The organism is Mycobacterium uberis (assembly GCF_003408705.1).
Classification (GTDB): Bacteria; Actinomycetota; Actinomycetes; order Mycobacteriales; family Mycobacteriaceae; genus Mycobacterium; species Mycobacterium uberis.
The window spans coordinates 59068-83406 of sequence record NZ_QAYL01000006.1; the positions used below are offsets into that span (position 1 = coordinate 59068).

Below are 24339 nucleotides of genomic sequence, written 5' to 3' on the forward strand. Positions count from 1 at the left end.
CATACGGGGTCCGTCTATTCGACCGTGATACCCATCGACCTGGCGGTACCAGCTATGATCTTGGCAGCGGCCTCGATATCGTTGGCGTTGAGGTCGGCTTTCTTGGTCTCAGCGATTTCCTGCACTTGACTCCAACTGACCTTGGCGACCTTAGTCTTGTGCGGCTCCGCCGACCCCTTGCCCACGCCAGCAGCCTTAAGGAGCAGCTTTGCGGCAGGCGGTGTTTTAAGCACGAACGTGAAGCTGCGGTCCTCGTAGACCGTGACCTCCACCGGGATGACCTGGCCACGCTGATGCTCGGTGGCAGCATTATACGCCTTGCAGAACTCCATGATGTTAGCACCATGCTGGCCAAGCGCGGGCCCTACAGGTGGCGCAGGGTTGGCCTGCCCCGCCTGGATCTGAAGCTTGATCAGCCCGGCGACTCTCTTCTTCGGGGCCATGGGGTTTCGTTATTCCTTCCTCAGAGGTTAAATCTTGGAGACTTGGCTGAAGGTCAGCTCCACCGGTGTTTCGCGGCCAAAGATCGAAACCAACGCCTTAAGCTTCTGCTGTTCGGCGTTGACCTCGCTAATCGTGGCCGGCAACGTCGCAAATGGCCCGTCCATGACCGTTACCGATTCGCCCACCTCGTAGTCAACCTCGATAATCGGACGTTCCAGCCCACCCGTCTCGGAGGCAGCGGTGGTACTGGCCGCGCCCTTGACGGCCTTCTTCGCCGACCCCGGCGGTAGCAGGAATTTCACCACGTCGTCGAGCGCAAGCGCCGACGGACGCGACGTTGCACCAACGAATCCGGTGACCCCGGGGGTGTTGCGCACCGCAGCCCACGAGTCGTCGGTCAAATCCATGCGTACCAGGATGTAGCCAGGCAGCACCTTGCGGCTAACTTGCCTGCGTTGACCATTCTTGATTTCGGTTACCTCTTCAGTGGGCACCTCCACCTGGAAAATGTAGTCACCGACGTCTAGGTTCTGCACCCGGGTTTCAAGGTTAGCTTTCACCTTGTTCTCGTACCCCGCATAGGAATGAATGACATACCAGTCGCCCGGCTTGCTACGCAGCTCTGCCTTGAGCGCGGCAGCCGGGTCGATCTCTACAGCCTGCTCCACGTGAACGCCAACCGCGGCGACCTCGTCGACACTGGCCTCTTGCACGTCGACCGCCTCACCTGCAGACGTGTCACCGTCGAAGGTAGTCACGGTTTTCAGTCCTCTCTAATCACTTTCGAGCCTCAGCCAAACACCAACAGCACCAGCTTGGCCAGGCCAAAATCAGCAAAGCCGACCAGTGCCACCATAAAGACAAGAAACACCAACACAACTGAGGTATAATTAAGCATTTGTTTGCGGTTAGGCCAGATAACTTTCCGCATCTCCGCAACGGCCTGCTTGAGGTAGTTGTAGATAAATACGATCGGGTTAGCCGAGCGGTCCGCTGGCTTCTTCGGCTTTTTCGCCTTGCTTTCCTTAACAACCTCAGCCTCAACTGACAACTCCTCGACCTTGACGTCCACCCCCGTATCCGAGACACTCACACGCTGCCGAGATCGCTTACTGGCAGGGCGTTGCGGTCGAGTCGCAGGTTTTGTCACCACGGCCGTACGACCACCGCTCCTGCGACCGTCTTCAGTTTCGCCACCGCTGGTAACGCCGCCCTCGTCGCTCACCGCGTGCTCCTTTGTTCGCTAGCTGTTTCTGCGAGCCATCCAACTCTGACTGGACGCACTCCCAGTGTCCACCATGACACGTCTGCGCATTCAGCAGGGGCGACAGGACTTGAACCTGCAACCTGCGGTTTTGGAGACCGCTGCTCTGCCAGTTGAGCTACGCCCCTTCGCGGTTGGCAGACCCAGCCAACCCACCTGCACCGGGGCTTACATGACCTGCTCATTCGACTCAAGTAAAGCGCGCTGATGTTGGAAAACCCCGAGGCCCGAGTGTACTCGACTTCACTCAAACGCAAAAAATCCGATAACAATTACGCGCTTCTGATGACCTGTCCAGATTCCTTGTCCCATTTGAGCTGACTGGAATTGTCACCCTGCTGACCCATCAAGGTGGTGTAGGCCTCCATCACCAACTCACCGTCATCGTTGGTGCAGATGTTCTTGGTCACCACGATGTCAGCACCAAAACGTTCGTCGACCGAATGGATGTCCATCCGGGCCCACAACTTGTCCCCAGCAAGCACCGGCTTGTGAAAGACAAAACGTTGGTCGACCTGCACAATCTGCATGGTTTCCATGCCAACATCGACATTACGGAAAAAATCCAGCTGGACGTATTTGGCGAAAATTGTAACAAAAGTCAGCGGTGCAACGATCGCGTCATAGCCGAGGTCAGCAGCCGCTTCCTCGCTGAAGTAGGCAAGGTGATCACACTTGATGGCTCTGGCGAATTCGCGGCATTGCTCACGGCCCACAATGAAATAGTCCGGGTAGCGCCAGATCATGCCCCGAATGTCAGTCTTTAACGTCATAAACTGCACCCACCTACGCCAGTTTCGCCGACGCGATAGCCCGGCCGAAGATCTTCTTGCCGCCGGTGGTGGCCGTGAGTGCGATAGTCACCAGCTTGGTGTCCGGATCGACCGACTTCACCCTACCGCTGAACACGAGCTCAGCGCCTTTCCCGTCATTGGGTACCGGCACTACCGCGGTGAACCGCACATTGTACTCGGTGACTGCACCAGGATCACCGACCCACGAAGTTACATACCCACCACCAATACCCATCGTCAGCATTCCATGGGCAATCGCGGTATCCAGCCCCACGACTTTGGCGATCTCGTCATCCCAGTGGATAGGGTTCAAGTCACCCGAAACCCCTGCGTAGTTCACCAGGTCTTGGCGGGTCAGCGGGTAGGTCTTCTCCGGAAGCTGGTCGCCCACTTTAACTGAACTAAACTCACGCAACGCCATCAGAAAATCCCTCTTCCCCATCGTCGCCGGCACGACCCGCCAAGGTCGTGTAGGTTTCCTGCACGATGCCACCAGCCTCGTCTGTGACGATGTTCTTGGTCACCATGATCTGGGTTCCGTGCGCCTCACGCACCGAATCCACATACACGTCGCAGTACAGCTTGTCGCCCGCCACGATCGGCTTCTCGAATTTCAAAACTTGATCAACCTGAACAATCTGCTGGTCGGTGATAGCGATGTTCGCGTGCTTAAAAAACGCTGACTGCGCCTTGTAGCCGAACACACAGATAAACGTCAACGGGGCCAGTAGTCCCTTGTAGCCAAGCTCGGCTGCCGCGTCCTCCTCGAAAAATGAGATGTCCTCATTTTTCACGGCTACCGCGTACTCGCGGATCTTCTCGCGCTCAACTTCGTAATGGTCCGGGTACCGATAGTGCATCCCAACGATGTTTGTGGTCAACCCCACGACTCTAGAATCTACCTAGTCACTCTTGTCCACCGCTTACGGGTGGCTACCGTGTCTCGCGATGGGACTGGTGTTTGCCGCAATTGCGACAGAACTTCTTCAGTTCCATCCGGTCGGGATCGTTGCGCCGGTTCTTCTTGGTGATGTAGTTACGGTGCTTGCACACCTCACATGCCAAGGTGATCTTCGGCCGCACGTCGGTACTGGAAGCCATGATGATTCTCTTTCAAATCTGGTGTCAAACATCTCGTTTTTGTGTTGTAGCGATGGCCGGACTCGAACCGGCGACCTAACGATTATGAGTCGTTCGCTCTAACCGACTGAGCTACATCGCCTCTGAGCTATCCCGTCCTCGGATTCGGGTCCGCCTGCCTACTTGGCATTCGCCGAGCCCCCTAACGGAATCGAACCGTTGACCTTTTCCTTACCATGGAAACGCTCTACCGACTGAGCTAAGGGGGCCGTTCCACCCGAAGCGACCAGTCGTGCCGCGGGCCTAAAAGGAGGGTACAACTTGACGCACAACGTCACCAAACTACGGAGCGCATCTCAAGACAGCTGGGCAAGGCGATAGAGCATTAAAAGTAAGGAGATGAGAAAACAGCGACTGCCCAAGGCCACCCGGTGTTGCCTTGGCGAGGACAGCACACGGCGGGGTCACTGAACTCAATCAGCATTCCTGGCCCTGCTCCGCGAAACTCCAGCACCGGCCTCGCTGAGGAGAGCTTTCAGCATCAGATTGACGGCCTCTCGCTTGTCATACAACCCGTACCGCCAGATGACCTCTTAGGCTAGGTCGTCGTCAACCTCGGTCTCGACCGTACTTCAGCATGAACCAACGATACCCAGTGAACTCAGCCCGCGACCCGTCGATGCCAGCGACATTTGTGTCCGCCATTGATCGGAACCTACCAACAATAATTATTAATGTGAAGGCACCCTATACTGTCTTGGACAGCTATTGAGCCGGGACCTAGTCTGAGTGACGTGTCAGATTCGGACCGGCTGTACTTTCGGCAACTGCTCTCCGGACGCGATTTCGCCGTCGGCGATGTGGTCGCGACGCAAATGCGCAATTTCTCCTACCTGATCGGCGATCGTCAGACCGGAGACTGCGTCGTGGTCGACCCAGCGTACGCCGCCGGTGATCTGGTGGACGCAATCGAAGCAGACGGTATGCGACTGTCTGGAGTGCTGGTGACGCATCATCACCCCGACCATGTGGGCGGGGTGATGATGGGCTTCCAGCTGAAGGGATTGACCGGGCTGTTAGAGCGAGCAACTGTGCCCGTGCACGTAAATACCCATGAATCGCTTTGGGTTTCGCGAGTCACTGGGATTAGCCTCAACGATCTTACCGCCCATGAGCACCGCGAAAAGCTCAGTGTTGGCGATATCGAAATTGAGCTGCTGCACACACCGGGCCATACGCCGGGCAGCCAGTGCTTTCTGCTTGATGGCCGGCTGGTAGCCGGCGACACGTTGTTCCTGGAAGGCTGTGGCCGCACTGACTTTCCAGGTGGCAATTCCGACGAGATGTACCGCAGCCTGCAGCAGCTCGCGCAGCTTCCCGGCGATCCGACAGTGTTCCCTGGCCACTGGTATTCAATCGATCCCAGTGCCACGCTATCGCTGATCAAGCGCTCCAATTACGTGTATCATGCCACAAGTCTCGATCAGTGGCGAATGTTAATGGGCAGTTGAGAAATCACTGTGCAACATGCCGATCTAATCGTCAGCGACCAAACACATCATAAGCGAAGCATAACATCAATCTGATTTAATCCACCGGTTGTCTGGATCGAAGGAGTACCCATGAGCGGCCCTGTTAGCTACAGCCACAAAGAGTCCATCGCAGTCATCAAGATGGACGACGGCAAAGTCAACGCACTAGGCCCGATCATGCAGCAGGCTCTCAATGAGGCGATCGACCAAGCCAACACGGACAACGTCGGTGCACTGGTGATCACCGGGAATAACCGAGTTTTCAGTGGCGGCTTCGACTTAAAGATCTTAACATCCGGGCAGGCCCAGCCCGCGATCGATATGCTCAGGGGCGGCTTCGAGTTAGCATATCGACTCTTGTCCTATCCCAAGCCAGTAGTGATGGCCTGCACCGGCCACGCTATCGCCATGGGGGCGTTCCTGTTGTCCGCGGGTGACCACCGGGTGGCAACCCACGCATACAACATTCAAGCCAACGAAGTTGCGATCGGCATGACCATCCCGTACGCGGCACTGGCGATCATGCAGCTACGACTAACGCCGTCGGCGTACCAGCAAGCCACTGGGTTGGCCAAGACGTTCTTCGGTGAAACTGCTTTAGCAGCGGGCTTCGTCGACGAGATCGTGTTACCCGAAGTGGTGTGCAGCCGTGCCGAAGAAGCCGCACAGGAATTGGCCGGCCTCAACCAGCCGGCTCACCTTGCAACCAAGCTACGTACCCGCGCCGACGCGCTCACAGCTATCCGCGTCGGAATCGACAAAATAGAAACCGAGTTCGGACTGTAATTCAGCAGCCGTCTTCTAACCTAACAATCGAAACCCATTGGTAAGTAAGGAATTTACCGTCAAATGCTAGCACGGAGCGATCGCCCGACGGATGAAACTTCTTTTTCAGGTCGAAGCTTAAGTTGAGGGCACTCATGATGCCGTCGCCAAACTACTCGTTTATCAGTTCTTTGATAGCCCCGCCGTATACCTGAATCGCTTTGTACAAAAGGCGATCCGCAACAACATAGCTAACAGCAACTACCTGCTGACACACTGCGCGGTGACGACCGATTCCCTGGAGCTTGGCCCTGTACCGCTTCAATGGCGTTATGACCTCAGCCGGCCATCAACTCATCAGAAGACGTCACCGTAACATCCCAACCATAGCGATGAAACCAGTCGCCGACGTCTTCGCGTCCCTCGAAGTACCAGAAATCTTGGACGTCGGGGATGTCGCTTTCCTGCTCTATTTTGGCCATCAGGTCGCGCTATCCGCTGCATCGTCTCGAGCTGCCCTGCGAGGGCATCGGGGTCAAGGAAGCCCGAGTCGGAAATCTCTTACGGCGGTCCAGTCACCAACGGTGCCAAGCGCACGGACACGTTCGCAAAACAGCTGCTACGTAGCAGCCGTCAAAAACGGCAACAGCCCCTCAACGGACCAGGTGCTGAGCACACAAACGTCAAATCCAACCCACTGCAACGCATCCGGTCAGCGATGATGCAGGTGGATTGGAACATGAACCAGGTTGCACGTTGGCTTCGCCCCGTTGTCCCGTAACGTCGATGACTGGAATTCCATCACTGAAGGCTGGTCAAGCTTGTAGACGGTAGTGGCCTCAGGCCAAGGTAGCCATCAATCACGCGAATCCAAACCCGCTGCTAAAATCACTGCCGAGCGTACACTCGAGTGGGCAGTGTCAAGGAAGAACTGGTCAAAAACACCGTCCACGCGGCCATGTAGTCGATCATATCTCCACGTCATCTCTGCATCCGCGGCTTCAACCTCGGCGATCTCGGCTGGCAGATTGAGCACCACAAACTAGTTCCACATGCCGTCTCCGTCGACGTCGGGGAACACCGTGCGAACGGATCGCTGATCACCGAGGCCTCACTCGCGGTTTCCGCGACGCCCAGCGCCGTCGCACCCATCTCTCTCAGTGATCTCCCAGGTGTGGTTGTCGATTCTCGCCCGCTCGTGTCCTCCACATTCGCTAGCACACCTACGTGCTAGCCGTACGTGTGCTGCACGGGAACGACCCGACCGACGGAGTGCGTCCTTGCCGGTAATTAGGGTCACACAGGCTAAGTTGTCGACGAAACAATAAATATTAGACGAAACAATAAATACTAAAGTAGCCGATAAAGCGTTGACCCGACCCGGAGGATCTCGAAGAATCTTTGCACTATGCAAGTTGACGTGAGCGACATCACTGTTTCAGGCAACCTGCTGCAACCGCTAACCTACCGGGCCAACGACATCATTCGGCTGGTCCTAGCGGCTGTCTTCCTCGCAGCAGTGATCACGAGTTCACTGATTACTCGCCCGCGATAGATCGTGTTCGAAAGATCCATCCCCCAGATCGTCGAATTCTTGTCGCCTACTCAATCCGACGCGGTATATCTAGTGTACGGCTTTTACTATTCAATCGTTGCCCTTCGCGATTTGGTTAACCGAGAACGAGATGTCTGAGACAAGCCAGGATTCTTTGGCTTCAATATGACTCAGCAGAGGCAGTAATTGAGCACATTGCAGTTGCGACCCAGTGTGACGTAGATCAGCCGTCACAGCAACCACATCAGCGTCGAAAGGATACTGCTAACGGAGCGCCCCGCTGGCGACCGCTTAAGTAATCACAGCCGCGGCACACCCTCCCACGGTCGACACAAAATGCATCGTGCTGCTGATTTAACAGCTAAACACCTTGTGCACCAACCTATTCTGCAAACATTTGATTGCTGTTCCAGGCCAACAATAGCACCACCGATGCCGCCTGTGCAGTGAAGATAGTGTTTAATATTAAGATTAATTGACTACCAGCACATAACACATGATTCCCAAAGGCTGGACTCGACAGCCTGACACCGATGTGCGTTCGGTGGCGACAACATCTATCACGACCCCTCACATAGCAACTGCACCGAATGATCCTGGTCCTCAATGCAGATGTCTAACAGGACGTCGTCCAGCCGGTCATAAACCTGGGAAACCAGATCGCCATCAAGTCAGCGTTCACGGCCAGCGCAACGTGCGTGTCGAGTCGTCCCGCAACTGGCTGAGAGCCTCGGATTCCAGCATCGCGGTCCGTGCTGCAAGTTGCAGTAATAGGATACCAGCTATCGTTGCCACACAGTATTTTTCCTTACCACCAGCACCTGCTCTACCCGTTGCCCGAGTACCTTAACGAGCTGGACGACCGCCAGCAGGATGATGTGCAACCGTGCTGTCCGAAGCATCAAAGCGACCTAGTTCGACCATGGCCCCGGAGACGGCTAGTTGATCATCATCCAACAGCTGCGTCATATCAGAAATTCCACTAAATAACTATAGAGTAATTTAGTTCGACTGAAAACGCTGGTAACCCTAGCGTGGATACGAGGGCCTCCCCCTGGCTATTGACCAGAATGGCACTGATCGCCGGCGACCGGCGCTCAGTCAGAACGCCTTCGTGCTGCGCCCAGGGATCAGGCAGTAGTGTGCGGTGGCCGTGGTGCCAGTATGCACGGCTGCCGACCTTGTACTGGCCGCAGCCTATCCCGACGTCGTCGCAATGACAAAGCTCCGGCACGACGTTCTTCATCTGGTATGGCCTGCTAGCCACCAGACGCGCATATTGCCCACCGGCCTCACGTCTGCCGACTCCGCACCAGCATGACTGGCCAGCGTGATGCTGGCTAGTCCAAACTAGATTTGGTTTAACTCGTACACGTACCTCGACACCGTGGTGCTGCTCAGCATACTGGCCAGCCATCTTGGTGATCGCTGGTTATCCTGCGTAGACGCGGTGGCGTCCAGTATCGGTATGGTTCACCACACCTGGATGCGGTACGCGCAGGTTGCATGAGTTATTTGCACGGCCCAACGCCTGGCACGTTCTCGACAGGTTTATCGCGGCCATCATGATCGGCATCGCCGCCGCAACTGTGCTGTCCTAAGTTGTGGTGGTATCAAGCCGATCTACACGCATAGATGCGCATCAACACAAACACATTTCCGAAAGGGAAAGGCACAGTAGCGACATGCTCGGCGATATACTCACGCTGTATTGGATCGGGTAAGCTGTCTCTACCGCAAGAGTTTTCATACAGCTTTTTCAAACCGCCAAACCGTGTGTTATAAAATTTCAAGCACAGACATAATTAACTCATTTTAATGAAATCGAGGTCACAGGCTACATCTTCAGCGATCATTTTATACGATGACCTGTAGCGTCGTGGTGCCGCAGACACGCAAGAACCAACACGATTTAGCTGGTAACAATTACGATTAACCCATAAAATTGGACATGCAGACAGGTGTAATCTCACATTAGTTCTCTTAGGCACATGGCGAATTTTTTCTGTGCTATAAAGAAAATTTAGCACTAAAAACCTTCGGCTTGAATAATTCTTTACAGCCGAGATTGACAGAGAACACATTTATGACTTGGCCACCCCAGACTTCTATTTCTAGCGTCAAACATAGCAGAATTCGCGATCTGTGCAATTAACATTGCAAAGGGAGGCCGACGCGACTCATAGCACAAACCGCGCACCAGCGGCCAAGGTGGTGAGTGGAGATGTCCAGCAACCGGATTTTGGTGGGTAGTTGACCGGCATCGCACGTTCGTTGTATGTAGCACCACCCCCAAGCCCGAAGCCCTTATCGGAACTAGGGTTTTGATGGTGGCAGGTACAGGATTCGAACCTGTGTAGCTTTCGCGACGGATTTACAGTCCGCTCCCATTGGCCGCTCGGGCAACCTGCCGCCTAGGAGAGTACAACGAGCGGGTAGACAGAACACAAACGGCTATACACTTGAAGGAGGGACGGGCCGCATGGCGGACTCATCGTTCGACATCGTCAGCAAGGTCGACCGGCAGGAAGTTGAGAACGCGCTCAACCAGGCCGCCAAGGAGTTAGCAACGCGCTTTGACTTCCGCGGCACCGACACCAAGATCATGTGGAAAGGTAGTGAGGCCGTTGAACTGACGTCGTCTACCGAGGAGCGGGTCAAGGCTGCCGTGGACGTTTTCAAAGAAAAACTAATCCGCCGCAACATTTCGATGAAGGCCTTCGACGCTGGCGAGCCACAGGCCTCCGGCAAGACGTACAAAGTCACCGGCACTCTAAAGCAAGGCATCAACAGCGAGAACGCCAAGAAGATCACCAAGCTCATCCGTGACGAGGGACCCAAGGCCATCAAGACCCAGATTCAGGGCGACGAGATCCGCGTAACCAGCAAAAGTCACGACGATTTGCAAGCCGTTATCGCGATGTTAAAGAACACCGACTTGGACGTTGCGCTGCAGTTCGTCAACTACCGATAGATACCCTAGATCCGTAACGAGGTCCTACCGTGACTCCGCAAGGAAGCCGAAGTCAGCTACGTCGACGTGGTTATCGTCGGCGCCAGCATCTCTGGCCTCAATGCAGCCTATCGATTCACTGAGCGCAACCCGCGCCTGACTTAACACTATCGTGGAGCGGCGCGAGCGAATCGGCGGTACGTGGGATTTGTTCCGGTATCCTGGTGTCCGCTCCGACAGCAGCATTTTCATGCTGTCCTTTCCTTTCGAGCCGTGGACCCGCAGGGAAACCTTCGCTGAAGGTGTCCACATCTGCGAGTACCACGTGCAAGTACGGTATCGACCGCCACATCCGATTCAACAGCTTAGTGTACGCAGTTGATTAGGAGTCGGCCACTGACACCTGAACGGTCACTGTCGAAAACGACGGCGCGCAGCAACGCTTGTGCAGCCGGCTCGTGTTTTTGGTAGCGGCTACTATAATTACGGCGAGGGCTACACCCCTGATTTTCCTGGCATCGAGCAGTTCGGCAGCACCGTCGTGTATCCGCAGTACTGGTCAGATGAGTTGGACTACACCAGCAATAAAGATGTTGGTGATCGGTCGTGGTGCCATCGCAATCACGCTAGTACCATCGCTAACCGACCGAGCCGAAAAGGTAACCATGCTGCAACGCTCACCAACCTACCTAATGTCGGCGTCCAAATACAGCAAATTCGCCTTTATCTCTCGTAAAATGTTTCCCCGCAAGACTTCCCATTCGATCACCCGGATGTACAACGCGTTACAAGAGGCGGTGTTGTGGTTCATCTCCCGCAAGACATCGGCGGTGGCTAAGTAGATAGCACGACACAAGGCGATCAACCACCTGCCCGACGGCTACGACATCGACACACACTTCAAGCCGCGGTACCAACGGATGTGCTTGATCATCGACGTTGACCTCTACCTCGCAATCACTGAGGGACACGTGGCGATAGTCAAGGATAACATCAGTCATTTTGACGCCACCGATATCGCACTCGAGTCTGGTGGGCATCTCGACGTCGACATCATCATAACCGCTACCGTGCTGAAATCGCAGGCGTTTGGCAGAGCCGCAATCAGCCTGGACGGCATCGGGATCAATCTCTGTAATCGCTTCGTTTACAAAGCTTACATGCTCGAAAACGTACCCAACCTGTTCTGGTGTGTGGGCTATACGAACGCGTCCTGGACCCTACGCGCCGATATGACAGCACAATCCGCAGGAAAACTCATGGCGCACATTGGATTCTCACGACTACACTCACGCTTACCCACATCGAGTTTCCGATCCCATGGCCAAAAACCATCCTGGGATATTAAGGCCAGCTACGTAACTGCGCTCGTTGCATGCGCTGCCCAAGTCAGGCACTAAACGGCCGTGGAATATGCGACAGAACTACTTCGCCGACGCCATCGACCACCGGCTCGACCGCTTCGAGTGAAGCGATGGTGTTCGGTCGTTTTTCGACAATATGCTAAACTTCATGCCAATAACTCAGCAACGCGAACCCAAAGTTGTTGTCCTCGGTGACGGCTCGTGGGGCATCACAGTGGCGTCAGTCTGCGCGTGCCGCGGATCGGCGCTATACAGGGTACGCTCCCGAGGCGACGTCCAAGGACATCAACAAGCATCATCGCAACAGTCGCTACCTCGGAAACGACGTCGTCCTGAGCAACACCTTGCGCGCCACCACTGGTTTCGCGGAGGCCGCCCACTGCACCGACGTCGTCGTCATGGGTGTACCCTCACGTGGTTTCTGAAGCGTACTCACCAAGCTGGCCAAGGAACTGCGGCCGTGGGTGTCGGTAGTGTCGCTGGCCAAAGGGCTCGAACGGGGGACCAACATGCGGATGTCACAGATTGTTGAGGAGACACCACCCGACCATCCGGCGGGAATCCTGGCCCGACCGAACATTGCCCACGAAGTAGCGGAAGGGTAGACCGCCACAGCAGTTCCGGCGATGCCCCACCAAACGTCTAGCGACTCGGCTGGCGACATTGTTCCACACCCGACGGTTCCGCGTCTACACCACCGACGATGTCATTGGCGTCGAGGTAGCGGGTGCGCTGAAAAACGTCTTCGCTATCGCAGTCGGGATGAGTTACTCACTGAGTACTCGGGGAAACACCCGCGCGCTGCACGAGAGGACAAAGCTAGGTGTGGCCCTGAGCGGACGCAGCGAAACGGTTTCCGTCCTGGCCAGTCTAGGTGACCTCATTGTTACCTGCACCAGTCGGCACAGCCGCAACCGCCACGTTGATGAACAACTGGGCGCGAGCAAGACAATCGACGAGATCATCGCATCGACGAGCCAGGTTGCCGAGGGAGTCAAGGCCGCCAGTGTGGTCATGAAGTTTGCAGTAGAGTTCGGGCTCAGCATGCCAATCGCCCGCGAAGTCGACTCGGTGATCAACTGCACCTCGACCGTCGAGCAAGCTTAGAGCGGCCTGATTCCGAAGTATCCGGCCACGAAGTACACGGCTCCGGGCTCTAAATCTGGCCAACAATAACACTCTAAAATTAACCTGCAAAAATTTGGATTCGGTATGCACGTGGCTCGTCAACTTGACCCACACCCGACCACCCCAATACCGTCGAAGCTGCCAGTGCTCAAGCCATTCCGACGCCGAACAGGGAGAGGTGGAGTGGTTGTGTTTTATCTTATGTGCAAGCATGTTGCGTAGTTGCTATGCAACGTGTAGTAGATAATGAATAATTATCGGGGGAGGGATGATATCGGAACGCCCCCCGCTAACACCTATCGAGGGAGCAATCGATTGCGATCCGTTATCCGGTATGACTTACCAGCGTCACTCGTGGTGTTCTTGGTTGCACTCCCGTTGTCGCTGGGCATCGCGATCGCCTCAGAAGCACCGGTCCTTGCCGGTCTAATCGCCGCTGTTGTCGGAGGGATCGTCGCTGGCGCTGTAGGTGGATCGCCGCTGCAAGTCAGCGGTCCCGCAGCCGGTCTTACAGTCGTTATAGCCGAGTTGATCTCCGATTTCGGTTGGAGAGTAACCTGCTTCATCACCTTAGCTGCGGGTGTTCTGCAAGTGCTGCTGGGGCTCAGTCGCGTTGCGCGAGCCACACTGGCAATCTCACCCGTCGTTGTGCACGCTATGTTGGCCGGCATCGGTATTACGATCGCACTGCAACAGGCGCACGTGCTGCTTGGCGGACAGTCGAAAAGCACCGCTTGGCACAACGCCATTGGCTTGCCCGGTCAGGTCCTGGGCGCGCACCGACCCGGAGTCGTTCTTGGTGTGCTAGTGATCGCCATCCTGGTCGCCTGGCGGTGGGTTCCAACTCGAGTAGCCCGGATCCCCGGCCCGCTGGTTGCCATCGTGGGTGTGACACTTATTTCGGTGGTATTCCCGTTCCACGTGTCTCGAATCAAGGTCGACGGCTCACCGCTGGATGCCGTGCAGCTGCCGGCGCTTCCCGACGGTAACTGGGGTGGCGTGGCGTTAGGTGTGATCACAGTCGCTCTCATCGCCAGCGTTGAGAGCCTCCTGTCGGCGGTTTCGCTCGATAGAATGCACAGCGGACCACGCACCGACTTCAACCGCGAGCTGATCGGACAAGGCGCTGCAAACATGGTGTCCGGAGCGATCGGCGGGCTTCCCATAACCGGGGTGATCGTGCGCAGTTCAACCAATGTCACCGCGAGCGCGAAGTCCCGCGCTTCGTCGATCATGCACGGAGTATGGATCCTGCTCTTCACGATTCCGTTTGCCGGATTGGTCGACCAGATTCCGTCTGCCGCGCTTGCTGGGCTACTCATCGTTATCGGCATTCAGCTGCTGAAGCCTGCCCATATAGAAACCGCACTACGGAACGGTGACCTCGCCGTATACTTGGTTACCGCCGTCTGCGTAGTGTTTCTCAATCTCCTCCAGGGCGTAATGATCGGACTCGCCGTTGCCATCGCGTTGACCGGATGGCGGGTGATGCGAGCCAGAGTCGAAGCCCAGCCCGTGGGTGACGAGTGGCACGTCCTCGTCACAGGAGCGTGCACCTTTCTAGCCTTGCCCCGACTCACCCGCGTGCTAGCTTCTGTCCCTCCTCGCACGCAGGTGACAGTCGATATTTCAGTCAACTACCTCGATCATGCCGCGCATCAGGCGATTCATGACTGGCAGCGACAGCATCGCGCCACCGGTGGAGCGGTTCACATCAATGGTGTAATCAAGACAGGCCACCGTGCTCGCCGCACCATGGCTGACCTAATCGGATCTGAACAGCCAGAGGCTGCTGCGTAACTCCCGCCACCCGCCGAAAACGGGTACATACACGCTTTACGAGTAGATTCAAGAGCAAGAAGTTAGAGCATTCAACGCCGGTGAGGTCCTGGATCGACTTAACATGCCGGGACAATTGCGTTTGGCCAGTGGTGTGAGTGGCTGTTTCGCCGCACATTTGTGCGTGACATGTTCGAGTACGAGCTAGTCGATCGGCCTCCAGCGCTAGCTGGCGATTGCAGTTCAACGCCAAAGTGCGATTGTATTCATCATCGTCAGGCAAACATGCAGTACAGCAAGCACGCTAGATGCTAGAGCAGTTCGTGATATAATTTGACTGAGGAGCCCATTCAGCTCAGCAGCGTTCTTATCGCTATCGTCCAGCCATCGCTTTTAAGCGGCGAATGCGGTCCTCAATCGGCGGATGCGTGGAGAACAACGACCCGAGTCTCTCGCCGGTACGGAAAGGGTTGGCTATCATCAGGTGCGCCTGGCTAGCCAGCTGCGGCTCCGGAGGCAACGGCGCTGCCTGCACGCCACTGGATATCTTACCTAGCGCCGACGCCAAGGCCAGCGGGTCGCCGGTGAGCACGGCGCCCGATTCGTCGGCCTGGTACTCCCGCGATCGCGATACCGCTAGCCGCACCACCGTCGCGGCGATTGGGCCCAGCAACGAAACCAACACCAACGCAAAAGGATTCTCTCCGTCCCGATTGCCGCCAAATATGCCGGCCCACATGGCCATGTTGGCTAACGCGGTAATGACGCCCGCCAATGCGCCGGCCACACAGGAAATCAGAATGTCGCGGTTGTACACATGCGAAAGTTCATGCCCCAGTACAGCGCGCAGCTCACGCTCGTTAAGCATATCCAGGATGCCGATGGTGCAGCACACCGCAGCGTTGCGCGGATTACGGCCAGTAGCGAACGCGTTGGGCGCGTTCGTGTCACTGATGTAAAGCCGCGGCATCGGCTGGTGCGCTCCGGTGGCTAGCTCGCGCACGATCCGATACATCGCCGGTGCTTGCACCTCCGAAACCGGTTGCGCATGCATCGCCCGCAACGCAAGCTTGTCACTGTTGTAGTATGTGTAGACGTTAATTCCCACAGCAAACAAGGCCGCAAAGAAAAGCGTCATCCTCCCAAACATCGCACCGGCAGCCACGATCAATGTAGACATACCGACTAACAAGACGAAGGTCTTCAGCCTGTTGGCGTGGGGATGCCAGGTCATCGATGTCCTCCTTGAAAAGTCTCTCCGGCACACGCGGCTCTTGCTTACTTACTGATTACTGACTATTCAACGCCCAGAACAACCCTACGGGTTCCGCGACCCGGGAGTTACTCGCTCTAACCGTGCCGGTTAGTTGTGTAGTCGACCAGTGCCGCCAGCGCATCTCGACCGGGGCCATCGGGCAGCAGAGCCAGCTCGGCAGTGGCCTGGCCAGCGTACTGCGCCAAAACTTGCTTGGCTTTCGCCATACCCGGCGACGCACGCAACAGCACTAGCGCCTCGATTAACTCTGCGTCGTTATCAACGGGTCCAGCCAACAGCGTGCGCAACCGCTTGCTGTCGGGCCCGGTCTCGCGCAATGCATATAGCATCGGCAAGGTGTGCACGCCCTCACGCACATCGGTGCCAGGACGCTTGCCAGACTCGGTGCAGTCGCTGTCAATATCAATAATATCATCAGCGATTTGGAATGCAGTACCCAAAATTCCGCCGAGTCGACTCAGTCGCTCGACGTGCTCGGCGTCTGCGCTGGCGAACAAACCACCGAACCGACCAGCCGAGCCGATCAGGCAGCCTGTCTTTTCGTACACCACCTTTAGGTACTGTTCGATCGAATCCACATTTTCCGGAACACCGCGGGTTTCACGCATCTGCCCGGTTACCAACTGAGCAAACGTATCAGCGACAATCCGCATGGCATCCGGCCCAAGTTGTGATACCAACCGCGACGCCGTGGCAAATAGATAGTCTCCGGCGAGGATGGCGACACTGTTGCTCCAGCGCAGGTTGGCACTGGGTGCACCGCGCCGAACCTCGGCCTCGTCCATCACGTCATCGTGGTAAAGCGACGCTAGGTGGACCAACTCGATGACCGCACCGGCGATTGTTACCTCTGGAGCGTTAGGCTGGGGTCCGATCTGGGCAGACAACACTGTAAACAGCGGTCGAAACCGCTTACCACCGGCCGCAAACAAATGCAGTACCGACTCGGTCATCACTTCGTCGGCGCCGCGCAGCTCGGCATCCATAAGCCGCTCGATCCGCGCCACACCGTCTTGCACGGTCGCGGCAAACACGGCATCTCCGAAATCGATGCCCGCTACCACCGTCGGCGGAGTCATCATCCGACCAACATACTAGTGAGTGTGGAGGCCAGCGTAGACGTGGTAGTGGTGGGCGCTGGGCCAGCGGGGTCAGCAGCAGCCGCCTGGGCAGCCCGCGCCGGTAACGACGTACTCGTCATCGACTCGGCCAGCTTCCCTCGCGACAAGACCTGCGGTGACGGGTTGACACCACGCGCAGTCGCCGAACTGGAACGGCTAGGGCTGGGCGACTGGCTAAATACCCGTATCCGACATCGCGGCCTGCGCATGAACGGCTTTGGCGGCCAAGTGGAAGTAAACTGGCCCGGACCGTCGTTCCCATCGACCGGCAGCGCGGTGGCACGCCTGGAACTAGATGACCAGATCCGTAAGGTCGCCGAGAATTCCGGCGCCCGCATGCTGCTCGGGACAAAGGCCGTCTCAGTTAACCATGACTCATCAAGCCGGGCTGCATCAGTGACATTGGCTAACGGCACCGAGGTGAGCTGCCGTCAGCTGATTGTTGCCGACGGGGCCCGCTCTCCGCTGGGCAGCAAGCTAGGCCGCCACTGGCATCAACAGACAGTATACGGCATCGCTATCCGAGGGTATCTTACCACTCCGCGCAACGACGACCCATGGCTGACGTCGGATCTGGAACTACGTTCTCCGGACGGAGCCATATTGCCTGGCTACGGCTGGATTTTCCCGCTGGGAAACGGCGAAGTGAATATCGGCGTCGGCGTGTTGTCGACGTCAAAGCGGCCAGCCAATCTAGCTCTGCGACCGCTGATACCATACTACGCGGATCTGCGCCGTGACGAGTGGGGCTTTTCCGGCCAACCGCGGGCGGTGTCGTCGGCGTTACTACCGATGGGGGGGGCGGTTTCTGGGGTAGCCGGGCCAAACTGGATGCTCATCGGCGACGCTGCAGCATGCGTCAATCCGCTCAACGGCGAAGGCATTGACTACGGCCTAGAAACCGGTCGACTGGCCGCCGAGCTGCTGGACCTGCGCGATTTGTCGCGCGTGTGGCCGTCACTGCTGCAGCAGCATTACGGCCGCGGATTTTCGGTCGCACGCCGGTTAGCGTTTTTGCTGACCCTCCAACGATTCCTACCCGCAACTGGCCCGAGGGTGATGCGTTCTACCGCACTGATGACCATCGCCGTGCGGGTGATGGCCAATCTGGTCACCGACCATGATGCCGACTGGGTGGCGCGGGTATGGCGAAGCGGCGGGCGAGCTTCATGGCTCATCGACCATCGACCACCGTTCAGCTAGTCCCAATTTATGCTCTTAACGCCATATCAATTTCGTTGACATCTATCAGAACGGTTGACAGATCATTATAGCCACCGCTATAGAGCTGTCACAATGGGCGGCTGGGCAGCGAGACCTGGCCACAACCCGCTTCGAAGTGGCCGGAGTCGAACTGCGTGAAAAACTCAACAGGCTGGTGTAGATCGGCAGCTGGCTGCCATCGACACGACTAGGCTGAAGGCGCGGTCAGGTGTATAGTCAGGCTAATAAAAGATACCGGGATCACCGCTGCCATTGCAGTAGAGTCCGTCGCCATAGCACCGACACAAGCTGGCGACTACGACACCCCGTTTAACGCCCAGCTCCACACCTATGGTATACTTACCACCCGCAGGATTACAACGCGTGGCTTGGCAAGATCGCCTGCCAGCGACTAGCCAAAGACATAGACGGGGATGCGTACAAGTCGGCCACCTGCATCCAGCGGAACCTGCCACTGCACACTGCTGAGAAGCAATCGTTGCAATTCTTGGATGCCGCGATTGACCACTACTGCCTCGACCAAGTAGGTGTCCTGCAGCGGACCGGCACTCACTAAATCTTCGTCAGTCGGCTTGCAAGCACAGGCTTATCTGCGGCGTGCAACGCCACAATGCCACCGGTGAGGTTACGCCAGCGCGGCGCCGACCAGCCAGCCCGCGATATCTGGCCGGCCAAAGTCGCCTGATCAGGCCAAGCTCTGATGGACTCCGCCAGATAGACGTAGGCATCGGGATTACTAGACACCACTCGCGCCATTTGCGGCAACGCCCGTATTAGGTATTCTTTGTAGACAGCGGCAATCAACACATTGGTGGGTGTAGAGAATTCGCACACCACTAATCGACCGCCTGGCCGGGTGACGCGGACCATCTCACGCAACGCCGCCTGATGATCGCCGACATTGCGCAATCCAAAACTGATTGTGATCGCATCGAATACACCGTCACCAAAGGGTAACTGAGTGGCATCTGCGACTACCTTCGGCACCTTCCGCGCACCGCCGGCCGCAAGCATTCCGACCGAAAAATCCGCGGCTACACACCAAGCGCCGGATTTCCTCAACTCCGCTGTGGACACCGCCGTGCCTGCGGCTAGGTCCAGCACTTTCTTCCCACGCCCAATCCGCAGTGCCGATCGGACGGCCCGCCGCCAATACCGATCCTGACCCAGCGACAGCACGGTGTTGGTCAGGTCGTATCGGCGGGCTACGCCGTCAAACATCGCAGCGACATCCCGGGGGTCCTTGTCCAGGGCAACGCAACTCACGACGACAACGCTACCTTGAGCCAAGCGACTTAGGTCAGGCAGCCTGAATCCCAAGTCTACTTTACATCGCATGATAATGACCAAGCAACTCATCACAAATTACCGGCCAACTGCAATACAGCACACTACGCCAAACAACTGGTGAGTAGCGGTGACGTTCGGCGGCCAGACTAGAAACAGCAGTCCGGTGCGACACGAGGTGAACAGGTAAGGTGGCTTTCCGGCATCGAGCGCGATCACCGGCAGCCTTGACGCCAATGCTGCCTGCGCAGCTGGGCAAAACGTCTCGTGCTCACACGCATACATCCATGCTTACATATGCAACGGCGAGCTCATCGCTATACAAGGCATCAGTGAAAACCGCTGTGGGCATTGTCGATTGCAGTTTGCGTTAATCGAGACCGTCGCCAATGATAACAAGCTGTAGGGCATCGCTAGCAGTCAGTGCGATGAGCCATTCAACATGCTTTTTCGGCGTTCGCCGGCCCACAGAGTTGACCATGAGCCTACCGTGCGGCAACCAATGCCGCCGCATCTCCTCATTGCGCTCCGACGGCACGAACCGTAGCATGTAGACTGCGTTTTTCACTTATGTACCTGCGGAAAACGATGGTTAACAAGGGATTCCACAATCTAAGTGGATAGCGCCAGGGTGTGATCGGCGAGGCTGTGCAGATAGCGGAACCACACCCACACAGCCCATGTCGCGATCGGAATACCGTAACTCGATGCGAAAACTGAGATGTCGGTCTAGTAGATCGCAACTGTCGACACACTAAGACAGCGAACGGCCTGCATTTCCCTCATGCCCAAGCAGCGCAGGCGACACCGGATACACCACGTCCGGATCAAATTCGCACAACACGCTGACCAATCGAGGCATCGGCAGACCGAATGGTAACGTGGTTTCCTTCAGAAACATTCATGACGGCAGCAGTAGCGCCCGGATGCCGTCGTGAATTTGCTCTGTGCAGAGTCGCCCTGGCAGCGTATCGGATGCGACTACCAATGCTTCATGCCCGGTTAGACGCAAGTGCTCGAGAATCCAAATCACTGAGTTACTAATACCGTCGAAATGCAGAAGGAACACAACTCAGCGATGACTGCAACGCGTAAGCGACTACATTGTCAGTGCCGCCTGTCGACTAGGCGTCCTATGGGCATCCATCATACGAAATCCGCTGACTAAGCACGCTCGGCACGTCACTCGATTCGGCGTGACGGCCCAACCGCTTGTCCAGCACCGCTAAAGCAATCAACACGACAGTCGTAACTACCCAGCACACTACCGCGATGGACCCCGCCGGAATGATCGCCAGTCCGGCATTGCGGTGCCGCACGCGGACAAGGTTCGGATCATTCTTGTTGTACTCAACGTAAATCCTCATGCCCGTAGACAATTCAGAGGGATACAATACACCAAGTTCCGGGCGGTAAGTGACGCGCTCAGGGGTAACAAACTCGATCGTGGAACGCCGCGGCCCGGCGCTAAGCACCTCAGCTTGCGCTACCCCCATATTTTGTTGGATCGCCAAGTCACTGCGCCAAGCACCAGCCACCAGCAGCACCGATTGTAATGTTATCAAAGCGGTCACAATCAGCACCGCAATCCGTACCCATCGCAGGACAACTCTGACACGAGTGTTTGGCCGCTCGTCACTGCGGCTTTGAAGCAGGTTGCACAGGGAGTATCTCGAAGAGATCACGGTTGTCGATACCTCATAATGCCGCCTCGATTGCGGCATGTAGCTGTCGCAGCGAAGACCGGTCAGCTTTGACTTCCAACACGCGCATGCCAGCGTCGGGTTCATCGAGGGCTACCCGCAGCTCGTCAACTTCGATCTGTCGACTTTCCACGTGATAGGCACGACACAATGCTCCCACGTCGACGTCGTGCGGAGCACCGAAAATTCGCGACGACACAGCAGAGAATCTCGGGTCGCCTTGCTCCAACAGTTCGAAGATACCCCCACCGTTGTCGTTGGACACCACGATCGTCAGCTGCCGCGGCGTGGGTTCGGTAGGGCCGATCAGCAACCCCGAGCTGTCATGGACGAACGCTAAGTCGCCGATCAACGCAACGGTACGAGCCGGGCCGGCTGTTCTGCAGGTGCGCTCAGGGGACCGCTCATACGCCAACGCCGCCCCGATCGCGGTGGACACGGTGCCGTCGATGCCAGCAACGCCGCGGTTAGACCGCACCTGAATACCGTTGGTAGACAAACCAACCAACGCCATGTCGCGCACCGGGTTGGACGCCCCGAGCACCAGTTGGTCACCAGGATGTAGCGCATCTGCCACGGCCGCGGCGACATGTAGACCCGTGATCAGCATGTGCGCCGCGAGCTGGCCGCGCACAGTCGAGATCGAGTGCCGGTTCATCTCCGCACAGCGCTGCAGCCAGGCAGGGCGCGGTGTCCCGGTGGTGACCGCCCGAGTGCCAGTGGCCTGCGAATTACCCGAGACATCCGGCCAGCGCGGCCCGGTGGTCAGTGCGTACACCGGCACTTGTGGATCGGCCAGTAGCGTCGACACCGGGCGATGCAATGTCGGGCGACCGAGCATGATCACCTGCTTCGGGTGTAACGAAGGCAGTGCTAGAGGGTGCAACGGGTAGGGTCGATACAGCCCAAATGGCGCGGTCGGCTCAGCAACGGTCGGCAATTCCGCCAAGTTCGGATGGACGTCCGCACCGTGTCCGGCAATGACGACGGTGTCCGCTGACAAATCGATTTCCAGCGGCTGGTCGAACGTCACCGGCGGTGTATAGGTCCACGGCTTTCCACCGGACCGGCCCTGCGGTATGACAGTGCCGTGGGGTTCAGAATCAGGTACCAAAGGCTCCCGGAACGGGATGTCGAACTGCACAGGACCAGCGTTGGCGGTACGAGCACCGGTGGCAGCCGCCAATACTCGGCAGGTGGCCGATCGCCAAGTCGCGTTGAGCGAATCCAACCGCTCCGGCGCGTCCTCTGCGAGCCCCAGGCTGATGGCAGCACGAACTTGACTGCCGAAGTAACCTAGCTGCTCCATAGTCTGGTTGGCCCCGGTGCCGAGCAATTCATAAGGCCTGTTGGCCGATAACATGATAAGCGGCACCCGAGCATAGTTGGCCTCGACCACCGCTGGGCCGAGGTTGGCCACAGCAGTGCCCGAGGTGATCGCGACACACACCGGCGCACCCGCAGCGACCGCCAACCCGATAGCCAGATACCCGGCAGTGCGCTCGTCGATGCGGACGTGCAGTCGAATCCGGCCGGTGTGGTCAGCGTCTTGCAGGGCAAATGCCAGCGGAGCACTTCGCGACCCAGGGCACAGCACCACATCACGGACGCCGCCGCGGATCAGCTCGTCAACGATGACGCGAGCTTGCATAGTCGAAGGATTCACCTATACAGGGTGTCATAGCCCAGCTACGAGGTAGCAGGTGCGGCTCGGCGAAGCTGCTTCACCTACCACGGAGAGCTCGACGACGGTGATGCGATCACGGCAGACAACAGCTTCAAATCCGATTTTAAATCTCACCTAATACCAGGACAACACCCCCGCCCACCTTGGGCAAGTCCTTAGACATGGCCTTCATACTACTTGACCAAACTACGTATAACACTCGAAGAAAAGCCTACAAAGGCGACTCTCAACTCCTCGCAGGCGACGATCTGGGTCTCGGCCGGCTCCCAGTGCGACTTGATCTGCTGGTCCAGTCGATGCTGCGCTTCGCAATGGCGCTCGTCCTCGTCGGCCGTCGGCCAGGCGGGCGCACTCGTTACGTTATGAGCGACCTGCAACATTATTTCCTCGACCTCGGCCAGAATTTGCCCGCGGCGGGCAACTGCAGAAACCAGAAGGCAGGCTAGCACAGCGCTAGCGGTGGCCCGGTCCTGACGTGCCGCTTCAACTTCGTCGCGCAACTCATGAGTCAGTGAATCGGTCTCCTCGCGTGCCATCGCCTCAGTGTGACGAGCCTCATCTGAGGCAACGCGCATTATGCGAGCAATGCGTTCCTACATACCCTCGACCGAATCGGAAAGGCGCCCGAGATCGCCAGGCAGCTTCGTGATCTCGTCGTTGAGTCGTTCACGGTAGGCCTGGGCGTGGGACACGGCACGTTCAATGGCGTGGAAACGATCCTGCAGAGATTCCATTTCACTGTGGATACGCAGGAGATACGTAGTTACCTGAGCATAGTCGAGACCACAACCTTTGTGTTTCAAACGTCGGGATTGACTTGGCCATCCGAACTTTTCCTAACAACCAAAGAACTTATATTCCGCGCATAACATTCTCGTGGTCAGAAAATCTAGATGACCATGGCCCTAAAGTATAAATATGGCGCTCTAGCTCGGTAAACTTGTCGTAGAAAACTTCAACTACGCAATGGCTCTCACTCCCGCCTGCTTGAAGTTCACCCAATTTAGCCTGCGCCGCTGCCAATCTACGCGTCAATGTCACGCTGCACGCGAGCCAACACTCCTACGGCCAAGCTCTCAGTCTCAGCGATGATCTCGGTGGTGTGCCACTCCACTTCGACGCAAGTAGTTTCAGCAAACTGATTCGCTTCGACCAGAATAGCTTCCACCTCCACGGTGGCGGTGTTCAAAACCGCACACAATCGATCACCCAGGTGCTCAACGTCGGCATGGATTTAGGCCGCCTCCTGGTGGAAAACGCAAGGACATCAACTCCAGCTCGGCCTGCGACCTGCCTAGCTGCTCACCTAGTTCAGCGATCCGCGAACCACCTCGATGGGCCAGTTCCCTTAGATCGCTGCGCTGCTGTCTTGGCCCTCCACGA

General features: G+C 57.1%; 21 protein-coding genes, 4 tRNA genes and 7 pseudogenes. 9 read left to right on the plus strand and 23 right to left on the minus strand.

Features of this window, described 5'->3' with window-relative positions; all coding sequences use genetic code 11:
- Nucleotides 1–14: 14 nt before the first annotated feature.
- The 10 genes from rplK to MUBE_RS04730 all read right to left on the minus strand — a co-directional run bounded on the left by rplK (nt 15) and on the right by MUBE_RS04730 (nt 3851).
- Nucleotides 15–443 (minus strand): 50S ribosomal protein L11, encoded by a 429-nt coding sequence (gene rplK, locus MUBE_RS04685; RefSeq protein ID WP_116539675.1) that lies wholly within the window; start codon nt 441–443, stop codon nt 15–17.
- Between the two features lie 27 nt (nt 444–470).
- On the minus strand, nt 471–1202 hold the full coding sequence (gene nusG / locus MUBE_RS04690; protein ID WP_165849700.1) for a transcription termination/antitermination protein NusG: 732 nt from the start codon (nt 1200–1202) through the stop codon (nt 471–473).
- A 32-nt stretch (nt 1203–1234) separates the two neighbouring features.
- On the minus strand, nt 1235–1669 hold the full coding sequence (gene secE / locus MUBE_RS04695) for a preprotein translocase subunit SecE (protein ID WP_116539676.1): 435 nt from the start codon (nt 1667–1669) through the stop codon (nt 1235–1237).
- Between the two features lie 94 nt (nt 1670–1763).
- Nucleotides 1764–1836, minus strand: a tRNA-Trp gene (locus MUBE_RS04700).
- A 144-nt stretch (nt 1837–1980) separates the two neighbouring features.
- Nucleotides 1981–2481, minus strand: coding sequence for a (3R)-hydroxyacyl-ACP dehydratase subunit HadC (gene hadC, locus MUBE_RS04705; protein ID WP_116539677.1), 501 nt, complete (start codon nt 2479–2481; stop codon nt 1981–1983).
- A gap of 13 nt (nt 2482–2494) precedes the next feature.
- The gene (gene hadB / locus MUBE_RS04710; protein WP_116539678.1) at nt 2495–2923 is read right to left on the minus strand and encodes a (3R)-hydroxyacyl-ACP dehydratase subunit HadB; all 429 of its coding nucleotides are present in this window, start codon (nt 2921–2923) and stop codon (nt 2495–2497) included.
- Nucleotides 2910–3362 carry a (3R)-hydroxyacyl-ACP dehydratase subunit HadA gene (hadA, locus tag MUBE_RS04715; RefSeq protein ID WP_424399041.1) on the minus strand — a complete coding sequence of 151 codons (453 nt, stop codon included), beginning with the start codon at nt 3360–3362 and terminating at the stop codon, nt 2910–2912. Before hadA ends, hadB begins: the two co-directional genes overlap by 14 nt.
- 73 nt (nt 3363–3435) lie before the next feature.
- Complete coding sequence (gene rpmG / locus MUBE_RS04720; protein WP_047313569.1) at nt 3436–3603, minus strand: 50S ribosomal protein L33; 168 nt, start codon at nt 3601–3603, stop codon at nt 3436–3438.
- 47 nt (nt 3604–3650) lie between these two features.
- Nucleotides 3651–3724: transfer RNA gene (locus tag MUBE_RS04725), tRNA-Met, on the minus strand.
- 54 nt (nt 3725–3778) lie between these two features.
- Nucleotides 3779–3851: transfer RNA gene (locus MUBE_RS04730), tRNA-Thr, on the minus strand.
- A 525-nt stretch (nt 3852–4376) separates the two neighbouring features.
- Between MUBE_RS04730 and MUBE_RS04740 the strand changes: the two genes are divergently transcribed.
- Nucleotides 4377–5093 carry an MBL fold metallo-hydrolase gene (locus tag MUBE_RS04740; protein WP_116539681.1) on the plus strand — a complete coding sequence of 239 codons (717 nt, stop codon included), beginning with the start codon at nt 4377–4379 and terminating at the stop codon, nt 5091–5093.
- 111 nt (nt 5094–5204) lie between these two features.
- Nucleotides 5205–5900: a crotonase/enoyl-CoA hydratase family protein gene (locus MUBE_RS04745; RefSeq protein WP_116539682.1), complete on the plus strand. Its 696-nt coding sequence runs from the start codon at nt 5205–5207 to the stop codon at nt 5898–5900.
- 1 nt (nt 5901) lies between these two features.
- Here the strand turns inward: MUBE_RS04745 and MUBE_RS04750 are convergent.
- From MUBE_RS04750 to MUBE_RS19315, 3 genes and pseudogenes are all read right to left on the minus strand, one after another.
- A pseudogene (locus tag MUBE_RS04750) lies at nt 5902–6105 on the minus strand (cyanase); the annotation flags it as partial.
- A 112-nt stretch (nt 6106–6217) separates the two neighbouring features.
- A complete protein-coding gene (locus MUBE_RS17225) occupies nt 6218–6361 on the minus strand; it encodes a hypothetical protein (protein WP_243632829.1) in 144 nt (47 codons plus the stop codon).
- 230 nt (nt 6362–6591) lie between these two features.
- Nucleotides 6592–6864: pseudogene (locus MUBE_RS19315) on the minus strand (class I SAM-dependent methyltransferase).
- Between the two features lie 423 nt (nt 6865–7287).
- Here MUBE_RS19315 and MUBE_RS17240 point away from each other — a divergent pair.
- Nucleotides 7288–7539, plus strand: a pseudogene (locus MUBE_RS17240) (TIGR00374 family protein); the annotation flags it as partial.
- Between the two features lie 2223 nt (nt 7540–9762).
- On the opposite strand, the gene MUBE_RS04770 reads toward MUBE_RS17240, so the two are convergent.
- A tRNA-Tyr gene (locus tag MUBE_RS04770) sits at nt 9763–9846 on the minus strand.
- Between the two features lie 70 nt (nt 9847–9916).
- Here MUBE_RS04770 and MUBE_RS04775 point away from each other — a divergent pair.
- The 4 genes and pseudogenes from MUBE_RS04775 (at nt 9917) to MUBE_RS04790 (ending at nt 14679) form a co-directional block, all read left to right on the plus strand.
- Nucleotides 9917–10408, plus strand: a complete 492-nt coding sequence (locus MUBE_RS04775) for a YajQ family cyclic di-GMP-binding protein (protein ID WP_116539684.1) — start codon at nt 9917–9919, stop codon at nt 10406–10408.
- Between the two features lie 66 nt (nt 10409–10474).
- Nucleotides 10475–11894, plus strand: a pseudogene (locus MUBE_RS04780) (flavin-containing monooxygenase).
- Between the two features lie 5 nt (nt 11895–11899).
- Nucleotides 11900–12911 (plus strand): annotated as a pseudogene (locus MUBE_RS04785) (NAD(P)H-dependent glycerol-3-phosphate dehydrogenase).
- A 214-nt stretch (nt 12912–13125) separates the two neighbouring features.
- Entirely contained in the window at nt 13126–14679 is a 1554-nt protein-coding gene (locus MUBE_RS04790; RefSeq protein WP_165849701.1) for a SulP family inorganic anion transporter, read from the plus strand.
- 352 nt (nt 14680–15031) lie between these two features.
- Here MUBE_RS04790 and htpX read toward each other — a convergent pair whose 3' ends face one another.
- Both htpX and grcC1 read right to left on the minus strand, forming a co-directional pair.
- Entirely contained in the window at nt 15032–15892 is an 861-nt protein-coding gene (gene htpX / locus MUBE_RS04795; protein ID WP_116539686.1) for a zinc metalloprotease HtpX, read from the minus strand.
- Nucleotides 15893–16008: 116 nt separating this feature from the next.
- On the minus strand, nt 16009–17016 hold the full coding sequence (grcC1, locus tag MUBE_RS04800) for a nonaprenyl/(2E,6E)-farnesyl/geranylgeranyl diphosphat synthase (RefSeq protein ID WP_116539687.1): 1008 nt from the start codon (nt 17014–17016) through the stop codon (nt 16009–16011).
- Between the two features lie 15 nt (nt 17017–17031).
- On the opposite strand from grcC1, the gene menJ reads away from it, so the two are divergent.
- Together menJ and MUBE_RS04810 are read left to right on the plus strand one after the other, a co-directional pair.
- On the plus strand, nt 17032–18258 hold the full coding sequence (gene menJ / locus MUBE_RS04805; RefSeq protein WP_116539688.1) for a menaquinone reductase: 1227 nt from the start codon (nt 17032–17034) through the stop codon (nt 18256–18258).
- A 245-nt stretch (nt 18259–18503) separates the two neighbouring features.
- Nucleotides 18504–18835: pseudogene (locus tag MUBE_RS04810) on the plus strand (DUF732 domain-containing protein).
- Here the strand turns inward: MUBE_RS04810 and MUBE_RS04815 are convergent.
- From MUBE_RS04815 to MUBE_RS15535, 7 genes and pseudogenes are all read right to left on the minus strand, one after another.
- Complete coding sequence (locus MUBE_RS04815) at nt 18832–19545, minus strand: demethylmenaquinone methyltransferase (protein ID WP_116539689.1); 714 nt, start codon at nt 19543–19545, stop codon at nt 18832–18834. The pseudogene MUBE_RS04810 and the gene MUBE_RS04815 overlap by 4 nt on opposite strands.
- A 61-nt stretch (nt 19546–19606) precedes the next feature.
- Nucleotides 19607–20646, minus strand: a pseudogene (locus MUBE_RS04820) (glycosyltransferase).
- A 53-nt stretch (nt 20647–20699) separates the two neighbouring features.
- Nucleotides 20700–21290, minus strand: coding sequence for a DUF3592 domain-containing protein (locus MUBE_RS04825; RefSeq protein WP_424399035.1), 591 nt, complete (start codon nt 21288–21290; stop codon nt 20700–20702).
- Complete coding sequence (gene menD / locus MUBE_RS04830) at nt 21265–22935, minus strand: 2-succinyl-5-enolpyruvyl-6-hydroxy-3-cyclohexene-1-carboxylic-acid synthase (protein ID WP_116539691.1); 1671 nt, start codon at nt 22933–22935, stop codon at nt 21265–21267. The genes MUBE_RS04825 and menD overlap by 26 nt, the downstream gene beginning before the upstream one ends.
- A gap of 194 nt (nt 22936–23129) precedes the next feature.
- Nucleotides 23130–23531 (minus strand): hypothetical protein, encoded by a 402-nt coding sequence (locus tag MUBE_RS04835; RefSeq protein ID WP_116539692.1) that lies wholly within the window; start codon nt 23529–23531, stop codon nt 23130–23132.
- 18 nt (nt 23532–23549) lie between these two features.
- Nucleotides 23550–23690 carry a hypothetical protein gene (locus MUBE_RS15530; RefSeq protein ID WP_165849702.1) on the minus strand — a complete coding sequence of 47 codons (141 nt, stop codon included), beginning with the start codon at nt 23688–23690 and terminating at the stop codon, nt 23550–23552.
- Nucleotides 23691–23980: 290 nt separating this feature from the next.
- Nucleotides 23981–24145: a hypothetical protein gene (locus MUBE_RS15535; RefSeq protein WP_165849703.1), complete on the minus strand. Its 165-nt coding sequence runs from the start codon at nt 24143–24145 to the stop codon at nt 23981–23983.
- Between the last annotated feature and the right edge of the window lie 194 nt (nt 24146–24339).